The organism is uncultured Oscillibacter sp. (assembly GCF_900546705.1).
Classification (GTDB): Bacteria; Bacillota; Clostridia; order Oscillospirales; family Oscillospiraceae; genus Oscillibacter.
Genome location: NZ_URDP01000017.1, coordinates 21586 through 42730, shown reverse-complemented (window position 1 = coordinate 42730; position 21145 = coordinate 21586). Strand labels below are relative to the sequence as shown.

Sequence of the window (21145 nt, the reverse complement as noted above, 5' to 3'; positions counted from 1 at the left end):
CCAGGACTGCGAGGTGAACCTGCCGGGCCTCATGGGCTTTGTGCAGTACTGTGCCTACAACCCCTCCGAGACGGCCCGGCTGTACGGAGGGACCTTCCTGGAAAAGCACGTCTCCGATCTGATCCTCAAGTACATCGAGGGCATGGAGTCCGTGATGATCAAGGTGCTCAAGGACAACGGATACCATGCGCCGCTGCCCTTCCGGGAGCTGGTGAAGCTGACGGACGGCCTCATCAGTACCGGCGACAAGATGGGCGAGGGCTGGCTCCTCACCGCCGAGATGGTGGAGCTGATCCGGGCGGGCTACGAGAATATCGTCTGCGCCCAGCCCTTCGGCTGCCTTCCCAACCACATCTGCGGCAAGGGCATGATCAACAAGATCCGGGAGCTCTACCCACAGGCCAACATCACCCCCATTGACTACGATCCCAGTGCCACCCGCGTCAACCAGGAAAACCGCATCAAGCTCATGCTGGCGGTGGCCCGGGAGCGGCTGGCGGAGCGGACTGCCGCTGCGGATACCTCCCATGCGCCTGCGCAGGAGGAGGCCCCGGCGCCCGAGGCTGCGGTCCGGTGAGCCGGGCGCTGGTTTTGATGGGCAGCCCCCGGAAGCACGGCAATACCGCCGCACTGCTGGACCCGTTTTGCCAGGAACTGGAGGCGGGCGGAACGGCGGTGGAAACGGTGTGGCTGTACGACCAGCGGATTGAACCGTGCATTGCCTGCCGGTGCTGCCAGCGGGACTGGACGAAATTCGGCTGCTCCAGGCAGGACGATGTCCAGGCAATTTTTGACCGGGTGCTGGCAGCGGACATACTGGTGCTGGCTACGCCCATTTACGCCTGGTACTGCACGGCGCCCATGAAAGCGCTGCTGGACCGGCTGGTGTACGGCATGAACAAGTATTACGGAGCAAAGCGGGGACCCGCCCTGTGGGAGGGAAAGGGCATGGCGCTGCTGATGACCTGCGGTTACCGCCCGGAAAACGGGTGCGACCTGTTTGAGGCAGGAATGCAGCGATACTGCCGCCACTCCCGGATGCGGTATCTGGGCAGCCATGCCGAGCGGCATCTGGGCTACGACACCGTGTTTATGGACGGGGAAAAGGAGGCGCGTGTCCGCGCCTTTGCCCGAGCCCTTCTGGGGCAGTGATGATTATGGTCCCGGCGCCGTTGGGCGCCGGGACTTTTTCCGTTTCACCACAGGCGTTCCGGACGGAAAAGAATTGACGAACGGCCTGGGCAAGGGGTATAATAACATGATTTACTATGTACACGGAGGAACAGCGTATGTGGATCGCGGACAAGTGGCAGGACTATGAGCTTCTGGACTGCGGCGGCGGAGAAAAGCTGGAGCGGTGGGACAAGCAGTATCTGGTGCGCCCCGACCCCCAGGCCATCTGGGAGACGCCCCGGCGCAATCCCGCCTGGAAGCGGGCAAACGCCCGGTATCTGCGCAGCCAGACCGGCGGCGGCCACTGGGAGAAAAAGTCCCTGCCGGAGAGCTGGAAAATCCGTTACGGAGAGCTGACGTTCCAGGTCAAGCCTATGAACTTCAAGCACACGGGCCTGTTCCCCGAGCAGGCGGCCAACTGGGACTTTGTCATGGACAAGATCCGCTCTGCCGGCCGGCCCATCCGGGTGCTGAACCTGTTTGCCTATACCGGCGGCGCCACAGTGGCTTGCGCCAAAGCGGGCGCCAGTGTGTGCCATGTGGACGCGGCCAAGGGGATGGTTGCCTGGGCCAAGGACAATGCCCGGCTCTCCGGACTTACCGACGCACCCATCCGGTGGATTGTGGATGACTGCGCCAAATTCGTGGAGCGGGAGATCCGCCGCGGCAAGACCTACGACGCCATCATCATGGACCCGCCCAGCTACGGCCGGGGCCCCGGCGGCGAGGTGTGGAAGCTGGAGGAGAACCTCTACCCCTTTGTGAAGCTGTGCACGGGAGTGCTGTCGGATAAGCCCCTGTTCGTGCTGATCAACTCCTACACCACGGGCCTGGCGCCCTCCGTACTGGGGTATCTCCTGCACACGCTGGTGGCGGAGAAATACGGCGGCAAGTGCACCTGGGACGAGCTGGGCCTTCCCGTGACGGAGACGGGCCTGGCGCTGCCCTGCGGTGCCACGGGCCGCTGGTGTTCGGAGTGAGACAAGATGGAGACGATGATCCAGACGGAAAACGTACAGTATGCCTATCCGGCAGGGGAGGGGGAGACACCTGCCCTGGCGCTGGACGGCGTGACAGTGTCCATTGAAAGAGGCACATTTGTGGTGGTGCTGGGGCACAACGGCTCCGGGAAATCCACCTTGGCCAAGACCCTCAACGGCGTGCTGCTGCCCTGCGGCGGCCGGGTGCTGGTGGAGGGAATGGACACCCGGGACGAGGAAAAGCTTCTGGCCATCCGCCAGCGGGTGGGCATGGTGTTCCAGAACCCGGACAACCAGATCGTGGCCAATGTGGTGGAAGAGGACGTGGCTTTTGCCCCGGAGAACCTGGGCGTTCCCACGGAGGAGATCCGCCGCAGGGTGGACGACGCCCTGGCGGCAGTGGGCATGAGCGAGTTTGTGCGCCATGCCCCGCACCTGCTCTCCGGCGGACAAAAGCAGCGCATCGCCATCGCCGGTGTGCTGGCCATGGAGCCGGCGTGCATCGTGCTGGACGAGGCCACGGCCATGCTGGACCCGGTGGGCCGGCGGGAGGTGCTGGAGACCGTCCACCGCCTCAACCGGGAAAAGGGCATCACCGTGGTGCTCATCACCCACCACATGGACGAGGCCGAGGAGGCTGACCGGGTAGTGGTTATGGACGACGGGAAGGTGGCCATGGACGGTACGCCCCGGGAGGTATTTACCCAGGTGGAGCCCCTGCGCTCCATGGGACTGACGGTCCCGGACACGGTGGACCTTTTAGACCGGCTGCGCCGGGACGGGGTAGACGTTCCCCTGGACGCGCTGACGGTGGAATCGTGCGCCGACGCTATTTTCGCGGCGATGAAAAAACCATGACGGAAAGGGACGGACGAGGATTGGAACCGATTCTTAGCATCAAGCATTTGACCCATACTTATGGGATCGGCACGCCCTTTTGCCGCAGCGCCGTGGAGGACGTGTCCTTCGACGTGATGGACGGGGAGTTTCTGGGCATCATCGGCCACACCGGCTCCGGAAAGTCCACACTCATCCAGCATCTCAACGGACTGCTGCGTCCCACCTCCGGTCAGATCCTGCTGAATGGGCGGGATATCTGGGCAGAGCCCAAGAAGATCCGGGACGTGCGGTTCCAGGTGGGACTGGTGTTCCAGTACCCGGAGTACCAGCTCTTTGAAGAGACGGTGTACAAGGACATCGCCTTCGGCCCGGCCAACATGGGCAAGACCGGGGCGGAGCTGGACCGCTGCGTGCGGGAGAGCGCGAAGCTGGTGGGCATCCGGGACGATCAGCTGGAAAAGTCTCCTTTCGAGCTCTCCGGCGGGCAGAAGCGCCGGGTGGCTCTGGCCGGCGTCATGGCCATGGAGCCCAAGGTGCTGGTGCTGGACGAGCCTACGGCCGGACTGGACCCGGCGGGCCGGGAAAACCTCATGGCCAACATCCGGGACTACCACCGCAACAAGCATACCACGGTGGTTCTGGTCAGTCACAGCATGGATGAGATCGCCCGGAACGTGGACCGCATCGTGGTGCTCAAAAGCGCCCATGTGCTCATGAGCGGTACGCCCCGGGAGGTATTTGCCAGGGGCGAGGAACTGCTCTCCGCCGGACTGGACGTGCCGGAGATCACCCGGGTAGCCATGGCGCTCCGGCGCCGGGGCCTGCCTATTGACCCGGCGGTATACACGGTGGAGGAGCTGGAACAGGCGCTGCTGGCTGTGCGGAAAGGCGGTGGCGTATGCTGAAGGATATTACGCTGGGGCAGTATTTCCCCGGCGATACGGTGGCGCACCGGCTGGACCCGCGTACGAAGATCCTGCTGGTGGTGCTGTACATCGCGGCGCTGTTTTGCGCCAAGGGCATTGTGGCCTACGGACTGATGGCGGCGGTGCTGGCCGTCTGCGTCCGCATCTCCCGGGTGGGACTACGGTCGCTGGTGCGGGGCCTCAAGCCCGTGCTGTTCATCATCATTTTTACGGGTATTTTGAACCTTCTGTTCACGCCGGGCGAGCATTACCTGGTGGAGTGGGGGGTAGTGCGCATCTCCGAGACGGGGCTGCGCAACGCGGTATTCATGGTGATCCGCATCATGCTGCTCATTATGGGCACGTTCCTGATGACCTACACCACCAGCCCCATCAGCCTGACCGACGGTCTGGAGCAGCTGCTGGGGGGACTCAAGCGATTCCATGTGCCGGTCCATGAGCTGGCCATGGTGATGTCCATTGCCCTGCGGTTTATTCCCACCCTGATTGAGGAAACGGACAAGATCATGTCCGCCCAGCGGGCCCGAGGCGCGGATTTTGAGAGCGGCGGCCTGGTCCACAAGGCCAAATCCCTCATCCCCATTCTGGTGCCGCTGTTCATCAGCGCGTTCCGGCGGGCGGATGAGCTGGCCACGGCCATGGAGTGCCGCTGCTATCACGGCGGCGAAGGACGCACCAAGCTGCACGTGCTGCGCTATGAGCGGAGGGATTACCTGGCGCTCATTCTGGGCGCGGCGGTGCTGGCTGCGGTCCTCGTGCTGCGGCAGTTCGGCCTTTGAAATAACGGACGGCGGAAGCGCCGTGACGGGAAAGGGAGCCTTTCATGCGAAACATTGCCCTCAAACTCATGTATAACGGCACGGCCTACCACGGCTGGCAGGTGCAGAAAAACGCCGTCACCGTCTGTGAGACGCTGCAAAACGCTCTGGAGAAGATCACCGGCGCGCCGGTGCACCTGACCGGCTGCGGCCGCACGGACGCAGGCGTCCATGCCGAGCACTACATTGCCAATTTCCGCACGGAGTCCCGGATTCCGGTGGACCGGCTGCCCTTTGCCGTCAACACCCATACGCCGGAGGACATCGCGGTCAAGGAGGCCTACGAGGTGGCGGAGGATTTCAACGCCATCGGTTCGTGCCTGCGGAAGGAATATACCTACCGCATCTATAACTCCCGGTTCAAAAATCCGTTCTACGTCAACCGGGCCTATTTTTATCCCAAGCATCTGGATGAGGAGTTTCTCGGCCGGGCGGCGGGCATGTTCGTGGGGACCCATGATTTCCGTGCCGTGCGCTCCGTGGGCACGGAGACCCGCTCCACGGTCCGCACCATCTACTACTGCAATGTCAAGCGCAGCGGAGACCTTTTGGAGCTGAAGGTGTGTGCCAACGGGTTTTTGTACAACATGGTGCGGGCCATCACCGGTACCGTGCTCTATGCGGCGGAGGGGAAATTTGCCCCGGAGGACATCCCCGGTATTCTGGAACGGGGGGACCGCACCGCCGCCGGGCCCACGGTGCCGCCGGGCGGACTGTACCTGACGAGACTTTGGTATGAGGATGAGCGACTCAATGGCTGATACGACGAAAGACATCTGGAACGACGATGACGGGGAGGAGCAGCCGGCAAAGCGGGGAAAGCTGCGGCGGTTCGGGCTGTTTTTCCTGGTGTTGGCAGTGGTGCTTGCGGTGGTATTGGTGGCCGCCTATCGGGACGGCACCGGCTTTGACGTGCTGCGCCGCTACCTCAATTACGGCGTCACAGACCAGACGAAGGACCAGGAGGGCGGCTACCGCTATGACTCGTCCGCTCAGAACCGGTTTGCGGTGCTGGGGGATACGCTGGTGGTACTGTCGGACACCTCCCTGCGGCTGCTGAGCGGCGACGGGACGGAGCTGTGGTCCGAGACGGTGCAGATGGATGCACCGGCACTGGTGACCGGCGGCGGCCGGGCTGCGGCCTACGGCGTGGGCGGCAGAGTGCTCTATGTGCTGGATGAAAAGGGCCTGGTGGGCAAGCTGGAGGCCGATGAGGATGAGCCGTATATCGCGGCTACCCTCAACGAAAAGGGCTGGCTTGCGGTGACGGCGGAAAAGAAGAACTACAAGGGCTGCGTATCCGTGTACAACACGGCCCTGGAAAAGGTTTTTGACTTCAACTCCTCCCGCCGCTTCGTCACGGATGCCTACGTGACGGACGACTGCAAGCGTTTGGCAGCTGTGACGCTGGGCCAGGAGAGCGGCACGTTCATCAGCAACGTGGTGCTCTATGACCTCAAGGAGACGGAGCCCGCGGCGGATTACAGCATCAGCGACGGTCTGGTCATGTACATCGGCCAGATGGGCAGCAGCCTGGTGACAGTGGCGGACAGCAAGCTGACGCTGGCAGATCCTTCCGGCAAGACGGAAGGGGAGTATACCTACGGCAGCGAGTATCTGCGGGAATTTGACTGCCAGGGAGACGGGTATGCGGTGCTGCTTTTGAACCGGTACCAGTCCGGCAGCGTGGGCCGGCTGGTGACGGTGGACGAGGACGGCACGGAGACGGCGTCTTTGGATGTGAACAAGGAAGTACTCAGCGTGTCGGCGGCAGGGCGGTATATTGCCGTGCTGTATACCGATTCGCTGGTGGTCTATAATCCGGACCTCCAGGCATATGCAACATTGGAGGGAACGGAGTATGCCAGAGAGGCGCTGGTGCGCCAGGATGGCTCTGCGCTGCTGATCGGCTCCGGGTCGGCGCGGGTGTTTCTTCCTTAACAGGAAAGCATTTTTCGGGAGTTAACAAAACGTTTACAGGAGGAAAGGTAGGCAAGAATGACAACAAATGTTATAATAGACATCGTTGCGGCGCTGGTGCTGATCGCCTTTGTGGCGGGCGGTGCCAAGCGGGGGCTGTTCCGGGCCCTGGCCGGGCTTTTGACCATTGTGGTGGCCCTGGCCGGCGCCGGCATTATTGCCGCCGCGCTGACGCCGCCGCTGACGAAGGTGGTGACGCCGCTGCTGGCCGGTCACATGGAGCAGAAAGTGGAAAGCGCCATGGCCGAGCAGGCGGTGGAGATGCCGGAGGCGGATGTGGATGAGTCGGACGGCGGGCTTTTGGACCTGCTCTCGCTGATCGGGCTGGACGACGATGTCCGGGACGGCCTGGTGCAGGACATCCGGGACACGGTGCACGACACCGGTGTGTCTGTGGCTACCGCCGTGGCCGAGAGCCTGACCCAGACCTTCCTGTACGGAATTTTGTTCTGCGTTTCCTTTGTGGCGCTGGTGATTGCCCTGAAGGTTGCCACCCGTGCCATGGATCTGGTGCTCAAGCTGCCGGGACTCCACGGACTCAACGCCTTGGGCGGCGCCGTCATCGGATTGGCGGAGGGCGCGCTGGTGCTGTTCCTTGCAGTGTGGGTGCTCCGCCGGCTGGGTGTTTCCTTTGAGAGCGGCCCGGCGGCCCAGACCGTACTGTTTCAATTCTTTACGACGCACACGCCCCTTGGTGTGCTGTCGCTTTTGCAATAACGCTGGAGGTATATGATGCAGCCTACACTTTGCTCAAGATGTAAGAAAAATGTGGCCGTGGTGTTCATTTCCAAAATGGAGGGTGACAAGACCGTCAACGAGGGACTGTGCCTCAAGTGCGCCAAGGATCTGGGACTGCCCCAGGTGGACGACATGATGAAGCGCATGGGCATCTCCGATGAGGACCTGGATACCCTTAACAGCGAGATGCTCCAGGCCATGAACGGGGTGGAGAACATTGAGGACCTGCCCGGCGGCGACGAGGATGACGCCGGGGAGGAAGAGGACGGCAAGACCGCTACATTCCCGTTTTTGAACCGCCTGTTTTCCGGCAGCGACGCCGCCCGGGACGGCGGGGAGGAGTCCGCGCCCCGCTCCGGACGGGAGAAGGAGAGCCGGAAAGAGACCAAGAACAGCAAGCGCAAGTACCTGGAGAGCTACTGCATCTCCCTGACCCAGAAGGCCAAGGACGGCAAGCTGGACCCGGTGATCGGCCGTGCCCAGGAGATCGAGCGGGTGGTGCAGATCCTCAACCGCCGTCAGAAGAACAATCCCTGCCTGATCGGCGAGCCCGGCGTAGGCAAGACTGCCATCGCCGAGGGTCTGGCCCAGCGGATCGCCGACGGCAATGTGCCCTTCAAGCTGCGGGACAAGGAGGTCTATCTGCTGGACCTGACCGCACTGGTGGCGGGCACCCAGTTCCGGGGCCAGTTCGAGTCCCGGATGAAGGGCCTCATCGATGAGGTCAAGCGCCTGGGCAATATCATTTTGATGATTGACGAGGTGCACAACATCGTGGGCGCCGGCGACGCCGAGGGCAGCATGAACGCGGCCAATATCTTGAAGCCCGCTCTTTCCCGGGGTGAGATTCAGGTGATCGGTGCCACCACGTTCAACGAGTACCGCAAGTCCATTGAAAAGGACTCCGCCCTGGAGCGGCGGTTCCAGCCGGTGACGGTGAACGAGCCCTCCATTGAGGACTCGGTGGAGATCCTCAAGGGCCTGGCACCCAACTATGAAAAGTACCACGGCGTCAAGATCTCCGACGGAATTTTGCGTCAGGCGGTGCTGCTCAGTGAGCGGTACATCACCGACCGCTTCCTGCCGGACAAGGCCATCGACCTCATCGACGAGGCCTGTTCCGACCTGAATCTGAAGGACCCGGACATCTCCCGGCGGATGCAGATCCAGCGGGAGCTGGACGACTACGAAAAAGAGCGTACCATGCTGGAGGAGAGCCAGGAAAACGGCGGCGAGCCGGACTATGAGCGCATGGCCTTCCTCAAGAGCAAGGAGATGCAGCTCAAAACGGAGCTGACGGCCCTGTGCGAAAAGGGCGATCCCCAGCTGACCATGGAGAACCTGGCCCACGTCATCGAACTGTGGACCAAGATTCCCGCCTCCCGGATTCGGGAGCAAGAGTTCCAGCGGCTGAGCCAGCTGGAGCAGCGGCTCAAAAGTCACATTGTCGGCCAGGACGAGGCCATTGAGGCCGTGGCGGCAGCGGTGCGGCGCAACCGGGTGGGCATCTCCCCCAAGCATAAGCCGGTGAGCTTTATCTTCGTGGGCTCCACCGGCGTGGGCAAAACGGAGCTGGTCAAGCAGCTGGCAAGCGACCTCTTTAACACGCCGGACTCTCTGATCCGGCTGGATATGTCCGAGTTTATGGAAAAGCACTCGGTCTCCCGGATTGTGGGATCTCCTCCGGGCTATGTGGGCTATGACGAGGCCGGTCAGCTGACGGAGAAGATCCGCCGCAAGCCCTACGCCGTGATCCTGTTCGACGAGATTGAAAAGGCGCACCCTGACGTGCTCAATGTACTGCTCCAGATTCTGGACGACGGCGAGATCACCGACGCCCACGGCCGGAAGGTCAACTTTGAAAACACCATCATCGTCATGACTTCCAACGCCGGCAGCGCCAGCAAGGAGGGCACCGTGGGCTTTGACCGCTCCGTCAGCCAGCAGGATCACGAGCGGGCCATGAAGGCGCTCCAGCAATTCCTGCGGCCGGAGTTCATCAACCGGGTGGACGCGGTTATCACCTTCAACCGTCTGAGCGAGGAGAATTTCCAGAGCATTGCCCGCATCATGCTGGATGAGCTGGTGGCATCCCTGAAGGAAAAGGGCATCACCTTCACCTACGACGATGCCCTGGTCGCCTGGCTGACCCACAAGTCCTACTCTCTGACCTACGGCGCCCGCAATCTGCGGCGCACCATCCAGAAAGAGGTGGAGGACCCCCTGGCCACCAAGATCATCGACAGCTACGAGACGCCCTTCACCCAGGTGCGTGCCACGGTGGAGAACGACCGGGTCCGGATCGACACACTGTAAGGAGGGATGGGGCCATGCTGTTTCGCAAGAACATAGAGCCCCACTGTGCGTACTGCCAGCGGGGACAGCAGATCAATGAGCGGGAAGTGGCCTGCGTCAAGCGGGGCATCGTACCCATGGAGGATCACTGCCGCTCCTTTAAATATGATCCCCTCAAGCGGGTTCCGCCCCGACCGGTGTCGCTGGACACGGAAAAGCTGAAAGAATCGGATTTTTCTCTGTGAGAAAAGAACAGCAGGCATCCCCCACGGGATGCCTGTTGCCGTAAAAGGAGGAAAGCACATGGAGATTCGGAAAATCTGGGCCGTATATTACAGTGCCACGGGAACCACGGACAAGGCGGTGAACACCATTGCGGAGGCGCTGGCAGAGAAGCTGGCGCTGCCGCTGGAGCGGGTGGGCTTCACCCGTCCGGCGGAGCGGGCGAAGGAGTATACTTTTGGACCGGCGGATCTGGTGGTGGTGGGCTCTCCCACTTACGCCGGAAAGCTGCCCAACAAGATCCTGCCGGATTTCCAGTCCCGCCTCCACGGAAGCGGCGCCCTGGCCGTGCCGGTAGTGCTGTTCGGCAACCGCAGCTACGACAATTCCCTTGCGGAGCTGTGCGCCGTTTTGGAGAAAGACGGGTTCCACACCGTGGCCGCAGGTGCCTTTGTGGGCCGCCACGCCTTTACGGACGCCCTGGGCGAGGGACGGCCGGACTGGGACGACCGGCGGGAGATGACCGCTTTTGCCGGCGCCGTGGCCGAGAAGGTGAAAGGCATGACGGCCCTTCCCGCGCCCATTGCCGTGCCCGGCGACGCCGACGCGCCCTACTATGTGCCCAAGGGGACGGACGGCCAGCCGGCCAAGTTCCTCAAGGCCAAGCCCCAGACGGATGTGGGCAAGTGCACCAATTGCGGCGCCTGTGCCCGCTTTTGCCCCATGGGGGCCATTGACCCGGAAAATCCGGCGCTGGTGCCCGGTACCTGTATCAAGTGCCAGGCCTGCGTGCGCAAGTGCACCCGTCACGCCAAATACTTCGATGATCCGGCCTTTTTGAGCCATGTGGCCATGCTGGAGCAGAATTTCACGGAGCCCAAGCGCAACGAGGTGTTTTTATAAAAGCAATCAGGCTTGCGGCAGACTTGAAGCGCAGACAGTAAAAAACGGAGGCATCCTGTGGATGCCTCCGTTTTTTCAGGTGGAAGAGGGAGCGGCGGTGTCCCCGGAGTCCTCCTCCGGGATGGCACAGTAGGTCTTGTAGAGCTCCGCGTGGTCGTAGATGGCTCTCCAGGAGCTGTATGCGTTGCCGGTAACGCAGATATAGCGGCTGCCGTCGGCTGCCTGGGCGCAGCTGGCGGCACAGTTGCCGGACTGGGACACATAGCCGGTTTTGGCGGCGATCACGTCCAGGCCGCCGGTGTCCTTGTCCTCAATGCGGCGCAAAAACCAGTTGGAGAGAACCTGCCCGTCCGGGTGCTCTGCCGTGGGGGCAGTCTCATAGGTGCGGGCGTCCAGCACCTGACGGCACAGCTCGTTGTCCATGGCGGCTTTGAGGATCATTGCCATATCGTATACGGTGCAGAAGTGCTCCGGATCGTACAGTCCCACGCAGTTGGTGAAGTGGGCGGTTTCACTGAGCCCCAGCTCCTCCAGCTTTTCATTCATCAGCTCCACAAATGCCTCCTGGGAGCCTGCCACATAGGTGGCAAGGCCCAGCGCCGCGTCGGCGCCGGAGGGGAGAATGGTGCCGTAGAGCAGCTCCCGCACGGTGACGGTTTCGCCCACGCCAAGGCCCACCACGCTGCAGCCGTTGACATAGCAGTAGTCCGTGATGTCAATGGTCATGGTGAAGGTGTCGTCCAGGTTTGTCACATGCTCCGCCGCCACCAGCAGCGTCAGGATCTTGGTCATGGAGGCGGGGCTGATGGAGGCGTGGGCGTCCTTTTCCGCCAGGATGGCGTCCTGATCCAGATCCACCACGATGGCATAGGCACTGGGCAGCGCCTCGCCCAGCTGAACGGTCTGGGCCGTCTCGGCCACGGAGTAGGGCTCGGGCTCTGACGGCGGCTCTTCCGCAATCTGGGTGGCCACAGGGACCGGGGCCTGTTCAGATGCTTCTTCTTGGGTCGGCTGGCCGGTGGCCATGGCCGTCAGCAGGACCACAAACAGTCCTCCCAGCAGGAAAAACGGGGTCATCAGCAGCAGCTGGCGCCGCCTGCGCTCTTGCTGCTTTTTCTTTCGCGCGGCTGCACGCTGGGCTCTGCGGGCGGCGCGTTCTTCTTCGGTGAATGCGGAGGTGTAGCTGCCTTCCATAGGACGACTCCTGTCTGATCTGAGATTTTTTATATTATAACAGAATATTCGGCAGAATGCACCAGTGGATCGAGAAAATGGCAGAAAAAATATATGGAGATTTCGGGTGGGGAAGAAGCGGGGGGATTTGATGTCAAAGCGGTGCCTCGCGGCATAATCTGGGGTGAGAATGGAACTTGGAGGAGAGTTTATGGCACAAGTTACGAACTTCTTTGTAGGCGCCAACAGCGGCTCCGGCTTTCAGAACCTTTTTTCCCAGGTGACGGACGAGACGCGCAGCTACGATGTAATGGTGCTCAAGGGCGGGCCGGGCGTAGGAAAAAATACGTTCATGCGGCAGATCGGGAAGACCATGGAGGAGTCCGGCACACCGGTGGAGTACCTGTGGTGCTCCGGCGACCCGGACTCCCTGGACGGTGTGGTGATTCCGGCATTGCGCTGCGCCGTAGTGGACGGTACCAGCCCTCATGTGGTGGAGCCCCGGTTCCCGGCGGCGGTGGGGCGGTACGTGGACCTGGGCCGCTTTTATGATCTGACCGCGGCAAAGCTGGATGCCGAGCAGGTCAAGGCCCATACTTATGCCTACAAGCGGTCCTATGAGCGGGCCTACCGGTATTTGAAGGCTGCCCGGCTGGTGGAGCAGGAGAGTGTGGCCTGCGCCGCAGCGGCCTTTGACCGCCGTCACGCCATGGCGCGTCTGGAGCGGATCGGCGCCCGGGAAATCCACGCCCGGGGCAATGAGGCGGGGGAGACCGCCCTGCGCTTTCTGGGAAGCATCACACACAAGGGGTACATCTGGCGTTTTGACAGCGTGGATGTGCTGTGCCCCAAGGTCTATGCCCTGGCGGACAGCTGGGAGCTGGCGGGAGACGGCCTGGCGCTGCTGCGGGACATGGCGGCGGAAAAGGGCTGGGACACCATCTCCTGCGTGGCTCCGGAGGATCCAGAGCGGCTGGAACATCTGCTCATTCCCGGACTTGGGCTGGCGTTTGTCACCACCCGGCCGGGCATGGAGTACCCGGGAAAGCCCTTCCGGCGTATCCGCCTGGACGCGCTGGCCGAGCCTGCGGAGAAAGGACGTCAGAGACTGCAGGTACGGCTGACATCACTGCTGCGGGACGAGGGAGTGGCCGCGCTGCGGGCGGCCAAGGCATCCCACGACGCCCTGGAGGCGGTCTACAACCCCTATGTGGATTTTGACGGCGTACGGGCTCAGGCGGCATTGGAGGCCGGCCGGCTTTTGAGCTGGCTGGAAAAATAAAAAAGAGCGGAGCTGAAAGCTCCGCTCTTTTTCTGTTTAGAATCAGATGTCCTTTTCCATCATGATCTCCAGAATCGTCCCGTCGGTGGGCACCATGCCGGGCGTGCTGACCCGTCCCATGTTGCGGATGGACTCCTCCGGCGTTTTGCCGCAGATGCCGTCCGAGGCGTCCAGCACCACGTCCGACATGGCCAGGTGGGCGCATAGGATGGCGGCGTTGGTGGCGGTGGCCAGCTTCAGGGCGCAGCCGATCTTGCCGCCGTCGCAGATCATACCGGTGAGATTGCCGCTCATGTTGGTGACGGCGTAGCCCATCTGGGTGTCGCTGCCGCCCATGAGGTACACCATGGCAACAGCGGCCGCGGTGGCCGCGGAGACGCCGCAGCCGCAGGTGGCGGAGAGCTTGCCGGTGAAGAGCTTGATGTATACGTTGAGGATGTGGCTCAGGGCCAGTGCCCGCTCCAGCTGTTCCGTGGAGGAGCCCAGATGGCGGGCCGTCTCCACTACGGGAATGATGGCGGTGATGCCGTGGTTTCCGCTGCCGGCACTGCTCATGACCGCGTAGGGGCAGCCGCTCATGCGGCCCTCCGCGCTGCTGGCTACCCGCAGCATGGCCCGGGCGGCAAGGCCATCGCCCAGCACGTCCGCCTTCTGCAATGCGGATGCAAGGCCGATGCCCATGGAATGGCTGAGGCCATAGTCCGCCAGCTGCTCGTTCATATCGGCGCCCTCCAGCATAAAGGCCAGCTCCTCTGCGGAGCACTGGTCCACCAGGGCCCGCAGCCCGGAGACCGTCATGTTCTTCAAGTGGGCGTGGAGGGTGTCGTCCCCTGCGTCGCTGTATGGGATTTCCTTGATCGTCTCCCCGTTGCGGCAGGTGCGGATGATGTTGGAGTGGGTGCCCCGGATATCGCTGGTGCCGCAGCCGGCGTCGGTGGTGACCACCGCGTGGGCGTAGAGATGGGCCTCCTCCCGGCGGATGGAGACGGACACGGCCCCGGCTTCCACCAGGGAAATGGCCTGCTGGGTAATGGAGTCTGTCAGGTCCTCCAGCAGCTGGAGCTTCTTGCCGGGATTTTGCAGCAGCGCGCCCAGGGCGGCGGCGTATTTGAGCCCCACCCGGGGAAAGCCGGGGATGCCTACGCTCATGCCGTTTTTATAGATGCCGGGGTTTACCTCCACGGAAACGGAACGAACCCGGCCGCCCACGGCGGCCGCGGCGTCGGCGGCGGCCAGGGCCACACACACGGGCTCCGTACAGCCCAGGGCAGGGACTACCTCCTGGTGCAGCAGCGTCAGCAGTTCTTCTTTGGTCAGCATTGCATACCTCCTTGCCGCCATATGGCGGACTCAATCCTAAGTAAAAAGTACGCGCCGCCAGACCCGAGGGCCTGACGGCGCGGAAAGGCCGGAAAAGGCGGCTGGCTTTCAGTTCAAAAAGTCCTTGAGCTTCTTGCTGCGGCTGGGATGGCGCAGCTTGCGCAGGGCCTTGGCTTCAATCTGGCGGATACGCTCGCGGGTGACGTTGAATTCCTTGCCCACTTCCTCCAATGTGCGGGTGCGGCCGTCTTCGATGCCGAAGCGCAGCTTGAGGACCTTCTCCTCTCTGGGGGTCAGGGTGGAGAGCACATCCATCAGCTGCTCCTTGAGCAGCGTAAAGGATGCGGCCTCACTGGGCTCGCTGGCACCCTCGTCGGGAATGAAGTCGCCCAGATGGCTGTCCTCCTCCTCACCGATGGGGGTCTCCAGGGAGACGGGCTCCTGGGCAATCTTCAAAATCTCCCGGACCTTCTCCACGGGCATGCCCATCTCGGCGGAGATCTCGTTGGGGGTGGGATCGTGGCCCAGCTCCTGGAGGAGCTGACGGCTGACCCGGATGACCTTGTTGATGGTCTCCACCATGTGGACGGGGATGCGGATGGTACGGGCCTGGTCGGCAATGGCCCGGGTGATGGCCTGACGGATCCACCAGGTGGCATAGGTGGAGAACTTGTAGCCCTTGGTGTAGTCGAACTTCTCCACAGCCTTGATCAATCCCAGGTTGCCCTCCTGGATCAGGTCCAGGAACAGCATGCCGCGGCCCACATACCGCTTGGCGATGGACACCACCAGACGCAAATTGGCCTCGGCCAGCTTCTGCTTGGCGGCCTCGCCCCGCTTATAGTCCTTGTTCCATGCCACGATGTCATCGATGGTGGCGGTGACGGGCTCGCCGGCCTTGCGCTGCTCGTCTACCTCCTCCAGACGGCGGGAGGCCTCGTTGCCGGCGGACATGGCCTGGGCCAGGTTGATTTCCTCGTCGGGAGAGAGCAGGGGCACCTTACCAATCTCCTTGAGGTACATGCGGACGGGGTCGTCAATGGAGAAGTTGTTGACCAGCGTGTTGGGGTCTACCAGCTCCTCTTCCTCCACATCGGCAATCTCCTCGGCGGCGGGCTCGTCGTCGGGGAGATCCGGCAGAAGATCCTCGTCGGTGCTGATGTCGATGTTCAGTGCCTCCAGGGAGTCATAGAGCTGATCCATCTGATCGCTCTCCAGATTGAGGTCATCCACGGCCTCCATCAGCTCCGAGGAGTCCAGCTTGCCCTTCTTCTTGCCCTTTGCCAGCAGCTCCCGCAGCTTTTCGTTGCCCATGAGCCAGCCAGCGGCGGGCAGGGCTGCCACCTGCTTATCGTCCAGCCGGACAATGCCGGCCTTTTTTGCCTCTTCGTCCGTCAGAACGCGGGGAGGCTCCTGGGCCTCCTGCTGCTTTTTCTTGGCGGACTTTCTGGCGGGCTTCGCAGCCGGAGCCTCCTCCGCCGCGGCAGCCGCCAAAATCGCGTCCGCTTGTGCTTTGAGCTCCGCGGGGGTCATACTCTCCAAATCCTTAGCCATGCTGCTTTCCTCCAGTACCCTTTTTGTTCTTGTATTTTTCTGTGGCTGCCAGCAGGGGATCTGCGACCCCGCCGCCGGCCCGTTTTTCTGCTTCCGTCTTGACGACGTTTATGTAATCTGCCAGAGCCTGCCGGGCGTTGGACACGGACTGGGGCTGCTGACAGACGGCAGTGATGTGATTCATTTCCTCCTGATCCAGCTGACCGGCCAGGGCCGCCACGGAGACGGGACGGCCATCCTCCCGGGCCTGCCACAGGAGGGAAAACGCCTTGCCCAGCAGCGGCGAGGAGAATTCCCGCTGTTTGAGGGGCGGCTGATCGCCGAAGAGCGCCGGGTCCAGAATCAAAAGCCGGAGGATTCCCTCCTCGGCCCGGGCCGAGCGCATGTTTTCATAGTGGAAGGCCCGCTCCTTGGGCTGGAGCTGGGCAGCGGGATTGAGTTCCTTGCGCAGTGCCGCCCGGTTTTCCTGGGACTGCCGCCGCCGGAGGGCGTGCTGGACCTCCAGCTTCATGGCCTCCGGCGTGATCTTGGCGCTCTCCGCCGCCCGGACGGTGTAAATCTCCCGCTCCACGGGGTTGGTGAGCGTTGCCAGCAGGCGGCTGACCTCCTCGCAGTAGGCCACCCGGGACTGGTCGTCTCCCAGGTCATACTTCCCGGCAATCTGGGCCATGCGGAACTCCGTGCCGTTTTCGCTGCCGGAGAGCAGGCGCTCAAAGGCGTCGGCACCCTGGAACTTGATGAAGTCGTCCGCGTCCTGCTTGACGTATTCCCCGTCCACCAGACGGCGGGGCAGCTGAAGCACCCGGACGGTGAACTCAGAGTTGTTGAGAATCTGCAAGGCACGCTCCGTGGCGATCTTGCCGGCGTTGTCGTTGTCGTAGCAGAGCACCAGCTCCTTGGTGAACCGGGAGAGAAGACGGGTCTGTTCCACGGTGAGCGCCGTGCCCATGGAGGCCACGGCGTTGTCGAAGCCCGCCTGGTGCAGCGTGACGATGTCCAGGTTGCCCTCGCAGAGAATAATATTGGGACGCTTGGTTTTTTTTGCCAGGTTCAGTCCGTAGAGCACCCGGCGCTTGCTGTATACCGGCGTCTCCGAGGAGTTCATATACTTGGGCTCGGACTTGTCCAGCACCCGGCTGCCGAAGGCCACTACGTCCCCCCGGGTGTCGATGACGGGGAGCATGAGCCGATTGCGGAACTTGTCGTAGAGTCCGCCGTTTTTGTTCTGCACCACCAGTCCTGCCTCCAGCAGCTCGGACTTGGTGTAGCCCTTTTTGGTCATAGCCAGCAGCAGCGCGTCCCACGCGTCCGGAGAGGCGCCCATGCCGAACTTCACCGCCGTGGGGCGGGTGATGCGCCGCTTTTGAAGGTAGTCCCGGACGGCCGCGCCCTGAGGACCCTGGAGAGTCTGGTAATAGAAACGGGCGGCCTCCCGGTTCAGGTCCAGCAGCCGCTGCCGGCGGCGGCCTGCCTCCCGGTCACCATCCTCCTCCGGAACCTCCAGGCCGGCGCGCTTGGCCAGAAACCGCACAGCGTCGGGGAAGGTGAGGTTCTCCTCCTCCATGATGAAGTTGATTACGCCGCCGCCCCGCTTGCAGCCGAAGCAGTAGTAGATCTGCTTATCCGGAGAGACGGAAAAGGAGCCGGTCTTTTCGCTGTGGAACGGGCAAAGGCCAAAGAGGTTGGAGCCCTTCCGCGTCAGCTGCACGTAGCTGCCCACCACGTCCACGATGTCGCTGCGGGCAATGAGCTCGTCCAGAAAATTCTGGGGAAACGCCACGGAAAGCTCCTCCTTTCGGTCAGTTTTGCCACGGTTTTGGGAAATCATACGGAAAATGACGCCATGATTTTGGCGGAACACTTATTATATACCCTCTGCTGCCTGAATTTCCTCTTTTTTTTGAAAAAATTTTTCTTTTTTTTCGCGGATGGGTTTACAGAGCGTTTCCTGCCCGGGTAAAATGGCAAAAAAGGGAGGGATGTGCATGGTGCAGCTGTGGGCAGCGCGGATCGACGCGGCGCCGACGCAGGAGCAGCGGCAGCGAATGCGGGAAAACCTGCCGCCCCAGCGGCGGGCCCGGCTGGAGCGTCTGGCGGGAACAAAGCAGGAAACGCAGGCGCTGGCCGCCTATTGGATTCTACGCAGGGCACTGCAAGAACAGTACAGTTCCATGGATGCACTGCCGCCCATGGAGCGGCGGGGAGAGGGGAAGCCCTTCTTTCCGGGGCTGCCCTCCGTGCATTTCAGCATCAGCCACACCGACGGCGGTGTGCTGGTGGGATTGTCAGGGGAGGAGATCGGCGTGGATATTGAACGGGCGCGTCGGGTCCATCCCCGATTGCTTGCCCGGCTGGGCTGCAGCAATCAGGAGTCATTTTTGGAGAGCTGGGTCCGGCGGGAGGCTCGGGCCAAGCGGCTGGCCGCCGCCGTGCCGCTGGGGGCGGAGACGCCGCTGGCGCCGGGTGAGCGGCTGTGGCAGGCGGCGGTCTTTCCGGGGTACCGGGCCTGCGCCAGCTATACGGAGCCGGGCAGGCTCTGCATAACCTGTCTGCGCCTGACGGATACATTTAATTAAATGATAAAAAGAAAAGCCGGCAGAATTCCTGCCGGCTCCGGGTTGTTTATACGATCTTGCGAAGAAGGTTTGGCGTTTCCTGGCGGGACTCCCCTGCGAAATAGCGGATGATGTCCTTGCGTGTTACAATGCCGATGAACGAGTCGTAGTCGTCCACCACGGGAATGAAGTTCTGGTTCATGGCACTGTGCAGCAGCTGCTCCATGCTTACGGTGATGCGGACGGGAGGATAGTTGTTGCTTTGCAGGATGTCCCCTACCCGAAGCTGCTCCATATCCCGCATGGAACAGGGGCGGGGACGTTCCGCGTCTTCCGAGAGAAGACGCCAGAGGAAATCGCCTTCGCTGGCGGTGCCCACATACCGGCCGTCCCGGGAGATCACAGGGATGGCTGTATAGCCGTGGTACCGCATCTTTTCCAGTCCCTGGCGGAAGGTGAAGTCATCGTACAGATAGGCGACACTGTTCTTGGGGATCAGAAAATACGCTATGTTCACTGCGATGCCTCTTTTCTCAGGGCGGGAGCCGCCCGTATTCAGCCCTCAGGCTCTAGTAACAGTATACAGGGAACTGCCCTGAAAATGGTTAATAATTTATGAAATTTGCCGCCGGGAGGCTTTACAACCCGGTGTGGGACTGCTATGATATCCAACAGTGATATTTGCAACAAAAGGGGCGGTATACGTGCTGACACAAAAAGAGATGGAACAAAGCCCTCTGTTTCAGGACATTACCTATGACCAGTACCGGCGGATGATGGACTGCTTTCAGGCAGTGCAGCGTTCCTTCCGGGCCGATGAGCTGATGTACGATTTCTCAGCGCCCGGCGGCACCACGGTGGGCATTGTGGAGCGGGGCCAGGCGTCGCTGATCCGCATTGACGAGGACGGTGTGGCCACCGTTCTGGAGGAGCTGGGTCCCGGCGGCGTGTTCGGGAAGAACCTGGCCTTTTCCGCCACCGGGGGAGACAGTCTGGAGGTGGTCTGCCGGACGGACTGCGATGTGATTTTCATCGACTATTTCCACATCCTCAAGCGCTGCGAGCGGGCCTGCACCCATCACAGCCTGCTGGTGCAGAATATGCTGCGGCTGATCGCAGACAAGGCCCAGCGGCTGAGCGAGCGGGTGGATGTGCTGTCCCGGCGTTCCATCCGGGAAAAGCTCCTTTGCTACTTCCGGCAGCTGTCGGAAAAGGCGGGCGGCCCCACATTTACTCTGCCGTTTTCCCTGAGCGTCCTGGCGGACTACATCGCCACGGACCGCAGCGCCATGATGCGGGAGCTCAAGCGGCTGCGCACGGAGGGTGTCATCCAGACGGAAGGACGAAAAGTGACCTTGTGTACGTGAGACATGGCGACTAGGCGAAAATCCCCAAAAAGAACGTTAAAATTTTGGCAAAATAACCGTGAAAACTCGTTGACTGGCTCAGACGCATATGTTAAAATGTAAACAATGTGTCGCATCGAAGACCCGGCACATGCCGGCGTCTAAAATTCAGACATAAGGGAAAGAAGGAACAATATGTATCGTATCGTGAGAAAAGAGGCACTCCGCCCCACTGTTACCCGGTATGAGATCGAGGCCCCTCTGATTGCCAAGAAGGCGCAGCCCGGCCAGTTCATTATTCTGCGGGTGGACGAAAACGGCGAGCGGATTCCCATTACCATCAATGATTACAATCCCGAAAAGGGCACGGTGACCATTATTGTCCAGACCGTGGGTGCCACCACGGAAAAGCTCAGCCACCTCAACGAGGGCGACTGCCTGCAGGACTTTGTGGGCCCCCTGGGCAAGGCCACCGAGACCGAGGGCAAGAAGAAGGTGTGCGTGGTCGGCGGCGGCGTGGGCTGTGCTATTGCCTATCCCGTGCTCAAGAAGTTCCACGACTCCGGCGCCGAGGTCCACGCGGTCATCGGCTTCAAGAACAAGGATCTGGTGATCCTGGAAGATCAGTTCCGCGCTGCCAGCAGCGTGCTGAAGGTGTGCACCGACGACGGTTCCTACGGCCAGAAGGGCCTGGTTACCGACGCCCTCAAGGAGCTGATTGAGGCGGGCAACCAGTATGATGAGGTGTTCGCCATCGGCCCCATGGTCATGATGAAGTTTGTCTCCAAGACCACCGAGCCCTACGGCATTCCCACCACTGTGTCCATGAGCCCCATCATGATCGACGGCACCGGCATGTGCGGCGGCTGCCGTCTGAGTGTGGGCGGCGAGATGAAGTTCGCCTGCGTGGACGGCCCTGACTTTGACGGCCACAAGGTGGACTGGGATCTGGCGGTCAAGCGCAACCAGATGTATCACGAGTTCGAGATGCACAAGCACGAGGAGACCTGCAACCTGTTCAAGAAGGAGGCCCAGTAATC

General features: G+C 61.9%; 20 protein-coding genes and 1 pseudogene. 16 read left to right on the top strand and 5 right to left on the bottom strand.

Annotated features, from left to right (window positions below; all coding sequences use genetic code 11):
• The 12 genes and pseudogenes from QZS13_RS05475 to QZS13_RS05420 form a co-directional block, all read left to right on the top strand.
• Positions 1-577: pseudogene (locus QZS13_RS05475) on the top strand (2-hydroxyglutaryl-CoA dehydratase); the annotation flags it as partial.
• Complete coding sequence (locus tag QZS13_RS05470) at positions 574-1152, top strand: flavodoxin family protein (RefSeq protein WP_295586567.1); 579 nt, start codon at positions 574-576, stop codon at positions 1150-1152. The pseudogene QZS13_RS05475 and the gene QZS13_RS05470, both read left to right, overlap by 4 nt.
• A 137-nt stretch (positions 1153-1289) precedes the next feature.
• Complete coding sequence (locus QZS13_RS05465; protein WP_295586564.1) at positions 1290-2153, top strand: class I SAM-dependent methyltransferase; 864 nt, start codon at positions 1290-1292, stop codon at positions 2151-2153.
• Between the two features lie 6 nt (positions 2154-2159).
• Positions 2160-3011 (top strand): energy-coupling factor transporter ATPase, encoded by an 852-nt coding sequence (locus tag QZS13_RS05460; RefSeq protein ID WP_295586562.1) that lies wholly within the window; start codon positions 2160-2162, stop codon positions 3009-3011.
• Between the two features lie 20 nt (positions 3012-3031).
• The gene (locus tag QZS13_RS05455) at positions 3032-3898 is read left to right on the top strand and encodes an energy-coupling factor transporter ATPase (RefSeq protein ID WP_295586559.1); all 867 of its coding nucleotides are present in this window, start codon (positions 3032-3034) and stop codon (positions 3896-3898) included.
• Positions 3892-4698 carry an energy-coupling factor transporter transmembrane protein EcfT gene (locus tag QZS13_RS05450; RefSeq protein WP_295586557.1) on the top strand — a complete coding sequence of 269 codons (807 nt, stop codon included), beginning with the start codon at positions 3892-3894 and terminating at the stop codon, positions 4696-4698. Before QZS13_RS05455 ends, QZS13_RS05450 begins: the two co-directional genes overlap by 7 nt.
• 44 nt (positions 4699-4742) lie before the next feature.
• Positions 4743-5498, top strand: coding sequence for a tRNA pseudouridine(38-40) synthase TruA (gene truA, locus QZS13_RS05445; RefSeq protein WP_295586554.1), 756 nt, complete (start codon positions 4743-4745; stop codon positions 5496-5498).
• Positions 5491-6678 (top strand): DUF5711 family protein, encoded by a 1188-nt coding sequence (locus QZS13_RS05440; protein ID WP_295586551.1) that lies wholly within the window; start codon positions 5491-5493, stop codon positions 6676-6678. The genes truA and QZS13_RS05440 overlap by 8 nt, the downstream gene beginning before the upstream one ends.
• A 57-nt stretch (positions 6679-6735) precedes the next feature.
• On the top strand, positions 6736-7434 hold the full coding sequence (locus QZS13_RS05435) for a CvpA family protein (RefSeq protein WP_295586548.1): 699 nt from the start codon (positions 6736-6738) through the stop codon (positions 7432-7434).
• A gap of 15 nt (positions 7435-7449) precedes the next feature.
• A complete protein-coding gene (locus QZS13_RS05430) occupies positions 7450-9771 on the top strand; it encodes an ATP-dependent Clp protease ATP-binding subunit (protein WP_295586545.1) in 2322 nt (773 codons plus the stop codon).
• 14 nt (positions 9772-9785) lie between these two features.
• Positions 9786-9995: a hypothetical protein gene (locus QZS13_RS05425; protein WP_295586542.1), complete on the top strand. Its 210-nt coding sequence runs from the start codon at positions 9786-9788 to the stop codon at positions 9993-9995.
• A gap of 58 nt (positions 9996-10053) precedes the next feature.
• Positions 10054-10875, top strand: a complete 822-nt coding sequence (locus tag QZS13_RS05420; RefSeq protein ID WP_295586539.1) for a 4Fe-4S binding protein — start codon at positions 10054-10056, stop codon at positions 10873-10875.
• 75 nt (positions 10876-10950) lie between these two features.
• On the opposite strand, the gene QZS13_RS05415 is transcribed toward QZS13_RS05420, so the two are convergent.
• Complete coding sequence (locus tag QZS13_RS05415) at positions 10951-12069, bottom strand: D-alanyl-D-alanine carboxypeptidase family protein (protein WP_295586536.1); 1119 nt, start codon at positions 12067-12069, stop codon at positions 10951-10953.
• Between the two features lie 190 nt (positions 12070-12259).
• Here QZS13_RS05415 and QZS13_RS05410 point away from each other — a divergent pair, with 190 nt between their 5' ends.
• Entirely contained in the window at positions 12260-13330 is a 1071-nt protein-coding gene (locus QZS13_RS05410; RefSeq protein ID WP_295586533.1) for a hypothetical protein, read from the top strand.
• Between the two features lie 42 nt (positions 13331-13372).
• Here QZS13_RS05410 and QZS13_RS05405 read toward each other — a convergent pair whose 3' ends face one another.
• From QZS13_RS05405 to dnaG, 3 genes are all read right to left on the bottom strand, one after another.
• Entirely contained in the window at positions 13373-14650 is a 1278-nt protein-coding gene (locus QZS13_RS05405; protein WP_295586529.1) for a serine dehydratase subunit alpha family protein, read from the bottom strand.
• A gap of 108 nt (positions 14651-14758) precedes the next feature.
• Complete coding sequence (gene rpoD, locus QZS13_RS05400) at positions 14759-15964, bottom strand: RNA polymerase sigma factor RpoD (RefSeq protein WP_366557940.1); 1206 nt, start codon at positions 15962-15964, stop codon at positions 14759-14761.
• Positions 15965-16196: 232 nt separating this feature from the next.
• Positions 16197-17984 carry a DNA primase gene (gene dnaG / locus QZS13_RS05395; RefSeq protein WP_295586523.1) on the bottom strand — a complete coding sequence of 596 codons (1788 nt, stop codon included), beginning with the start codon at positions 17982-17984 and terminating at the stop codon, positions 16197-16199.
• A gap of 205 nt (positions 17985-18189) precedes the next feature.
• Here dnaG and QZS13_RS05390 point away from each other — a divergent pair, with 205 nt between their 5' ends.
• A complete protein-coding gene (locus tag QZS13_RS05390; protein ID WP_295586521.1) occupies positions 18190-18780 on the top strand; it encodes a 4'-phosphopantetheinyl transferase superfamily protein in 591 nt (196 codons plus the stop codon).
• Between the two features lie 46 nt (positions 18781-18826).
• Here the strand turns inward: QZS13_RS05390 and QZS13_RS05385 are convergent, their stop codons facing one another.
• Positions 18827-19276, bottom strand: coding sequence for a CBS domain-containing protein (locus QZS13_RS05385; RefSeq protein ID WP_295586518.1), 450 nt, complete (start codon positions 19274-19276; stop codon positions 18827-18829).
• Between the two features lie 187 nt (positions 19277-19463).
• On the opposite strand from QZS13_RS05385, the gene QZS13_RS05380 reads away from it, so the two are divergent.
• A complete protein-coding gene (locus QZS13_RS05380; protein ID WP_295586516.1) occupies positions 19464-20126 on the top strand; it encodes a Crp/Fnr family transcriptional regulator in 663 nt (220 codons plus the stop codon).
• 174 nt (positions 20127-20300) lie between these two features.
• Positions 20301-21143: a sulfide/dihydroorotate dehydrogenase-like FAD/NAD-binding protein gene (locus tag QZS13_RS05375; RefSeq protein WP_295586513.1), complete on the top strand. Its 843-nt coding sequence runs from the start codon at positions 20301-20303 to the stop codon at positions 21141-21143.
• The last annotated feature ends 2 nt before the right edge of the window (positions 21144-21145 follow it).

What these genes read in the sequence shown, in the direction of transcription:
- QZS13_RS05465 (WP_295586564.1), top strand. Translation starts at nt 1,290, where the DNA reads ATGTGGATCGCGGACAAGTGGCAGGACTATGAGCTTCTGGACTGCGGC.
- QZS13_RS05460 (WP_295586562.1), top strand. Translation starts at nt 2,160, where the DNA reads ATGGAGACGATGATCCAGACGGAAAACGTACAGTATGCCTATCCGGCA.
- QZS13_RS05450 (WP_295586557.1), top strand. Translation starts at nt 3,892, where the DNA reads ATGCTGAAGGATATTACGCTGGGGCAGTATTTCCCCGGCGATACGGTG.
- truA (WP_295586554.1), top strand. Translation starts at nt 4,743, where the DNA reads ATGCGAAACATTGCCCTCAAACTCATGTATAACGGCACGGCCTACCAC.
- QZS13_RS05440 (WP_295586551.1), top strand. Translation starts at nt 5,491, where the DNA reads ATGGCTGATACGACGAAAGACATCTGGAACGACGATGACGGGGAGGAG.
- QZS13_RS05435 (WP_295586548.1), top strand. Translation starts at nt 6,736, where the DNA reads ATGACAACAAATGTTATAATAGACATCGTTGCGGCGCTGGTGCTGATC.
- QZS13_RS05430 (WP_295586545.1), top strand. Translation starts at nt 7,450, where the DNA reads ATGCAGCCTACACTTTGCTCAAGATGTAAGAAAAATGTGGCCGTGGTG.
- QZS13_RS05425 (WP_295586542.1), top strand. Translation starts at nt 9,786, where the DNA reads ATGCTGTTTCGCAAGAACATAGAGCCCCACTGTGCGTACTGCCAGCGG.
- QZS13_RS05420 (WP_295586539.1), top strand. Translation starts at nt 10,054, where the DNA reads ATGGAGATTCGGAAAATCTGGGCCGTATATTACAGTGCCACGGGAACC.
- QZS13_RS05415 (WP_295586536.1), bottom strand. Translation starts at nt 12,069, where the DNA reads ATGGAAGGCAGCTACACCTCCGCATTCACCGAAGAAGAACGCGCCGCC.
- QZS13_RS05410 (WP_295586533.1), top strand. Translation starts at nt 12,260, where the DNA reads ATGGCACAAGTTACGAACTTCTTTGTAGGCGCCAACAGCGGCTCCGGC.
- QZS13_RS05405 (WP_295586529.1), bottom strand. Translation starts at nt 14,650, where the DNA reads ATGCTGACCAAAGAAGAACTGCTGACGCTGCTGCACCAGGAGGTAGTC.
- rpoD (WP_366557940.1), bottom strand. Translation starts at nt 15,964, where the DNA reads ATGGGCAACGAAAAGCTGCGGGAGCTGCTGGCAAAGGGCAAGAAGAAG.
- QZS13_RS05390 (WP_295586521.1), top strand. Translation starts at nt 18,190, where the DNA reads ATGGTGCAGCTGTGGGCAGCGCGGATCGACGCGGCGCCGACGCAGGAG.
- QZS13_RS05375 (WP_295586513.1), top strand. Translation starts at nt 20,301, where the DNA reads ATGTATCGTATCGTGAGAAAAGAGGCACTCCGCCCCACTGTTACCCGG.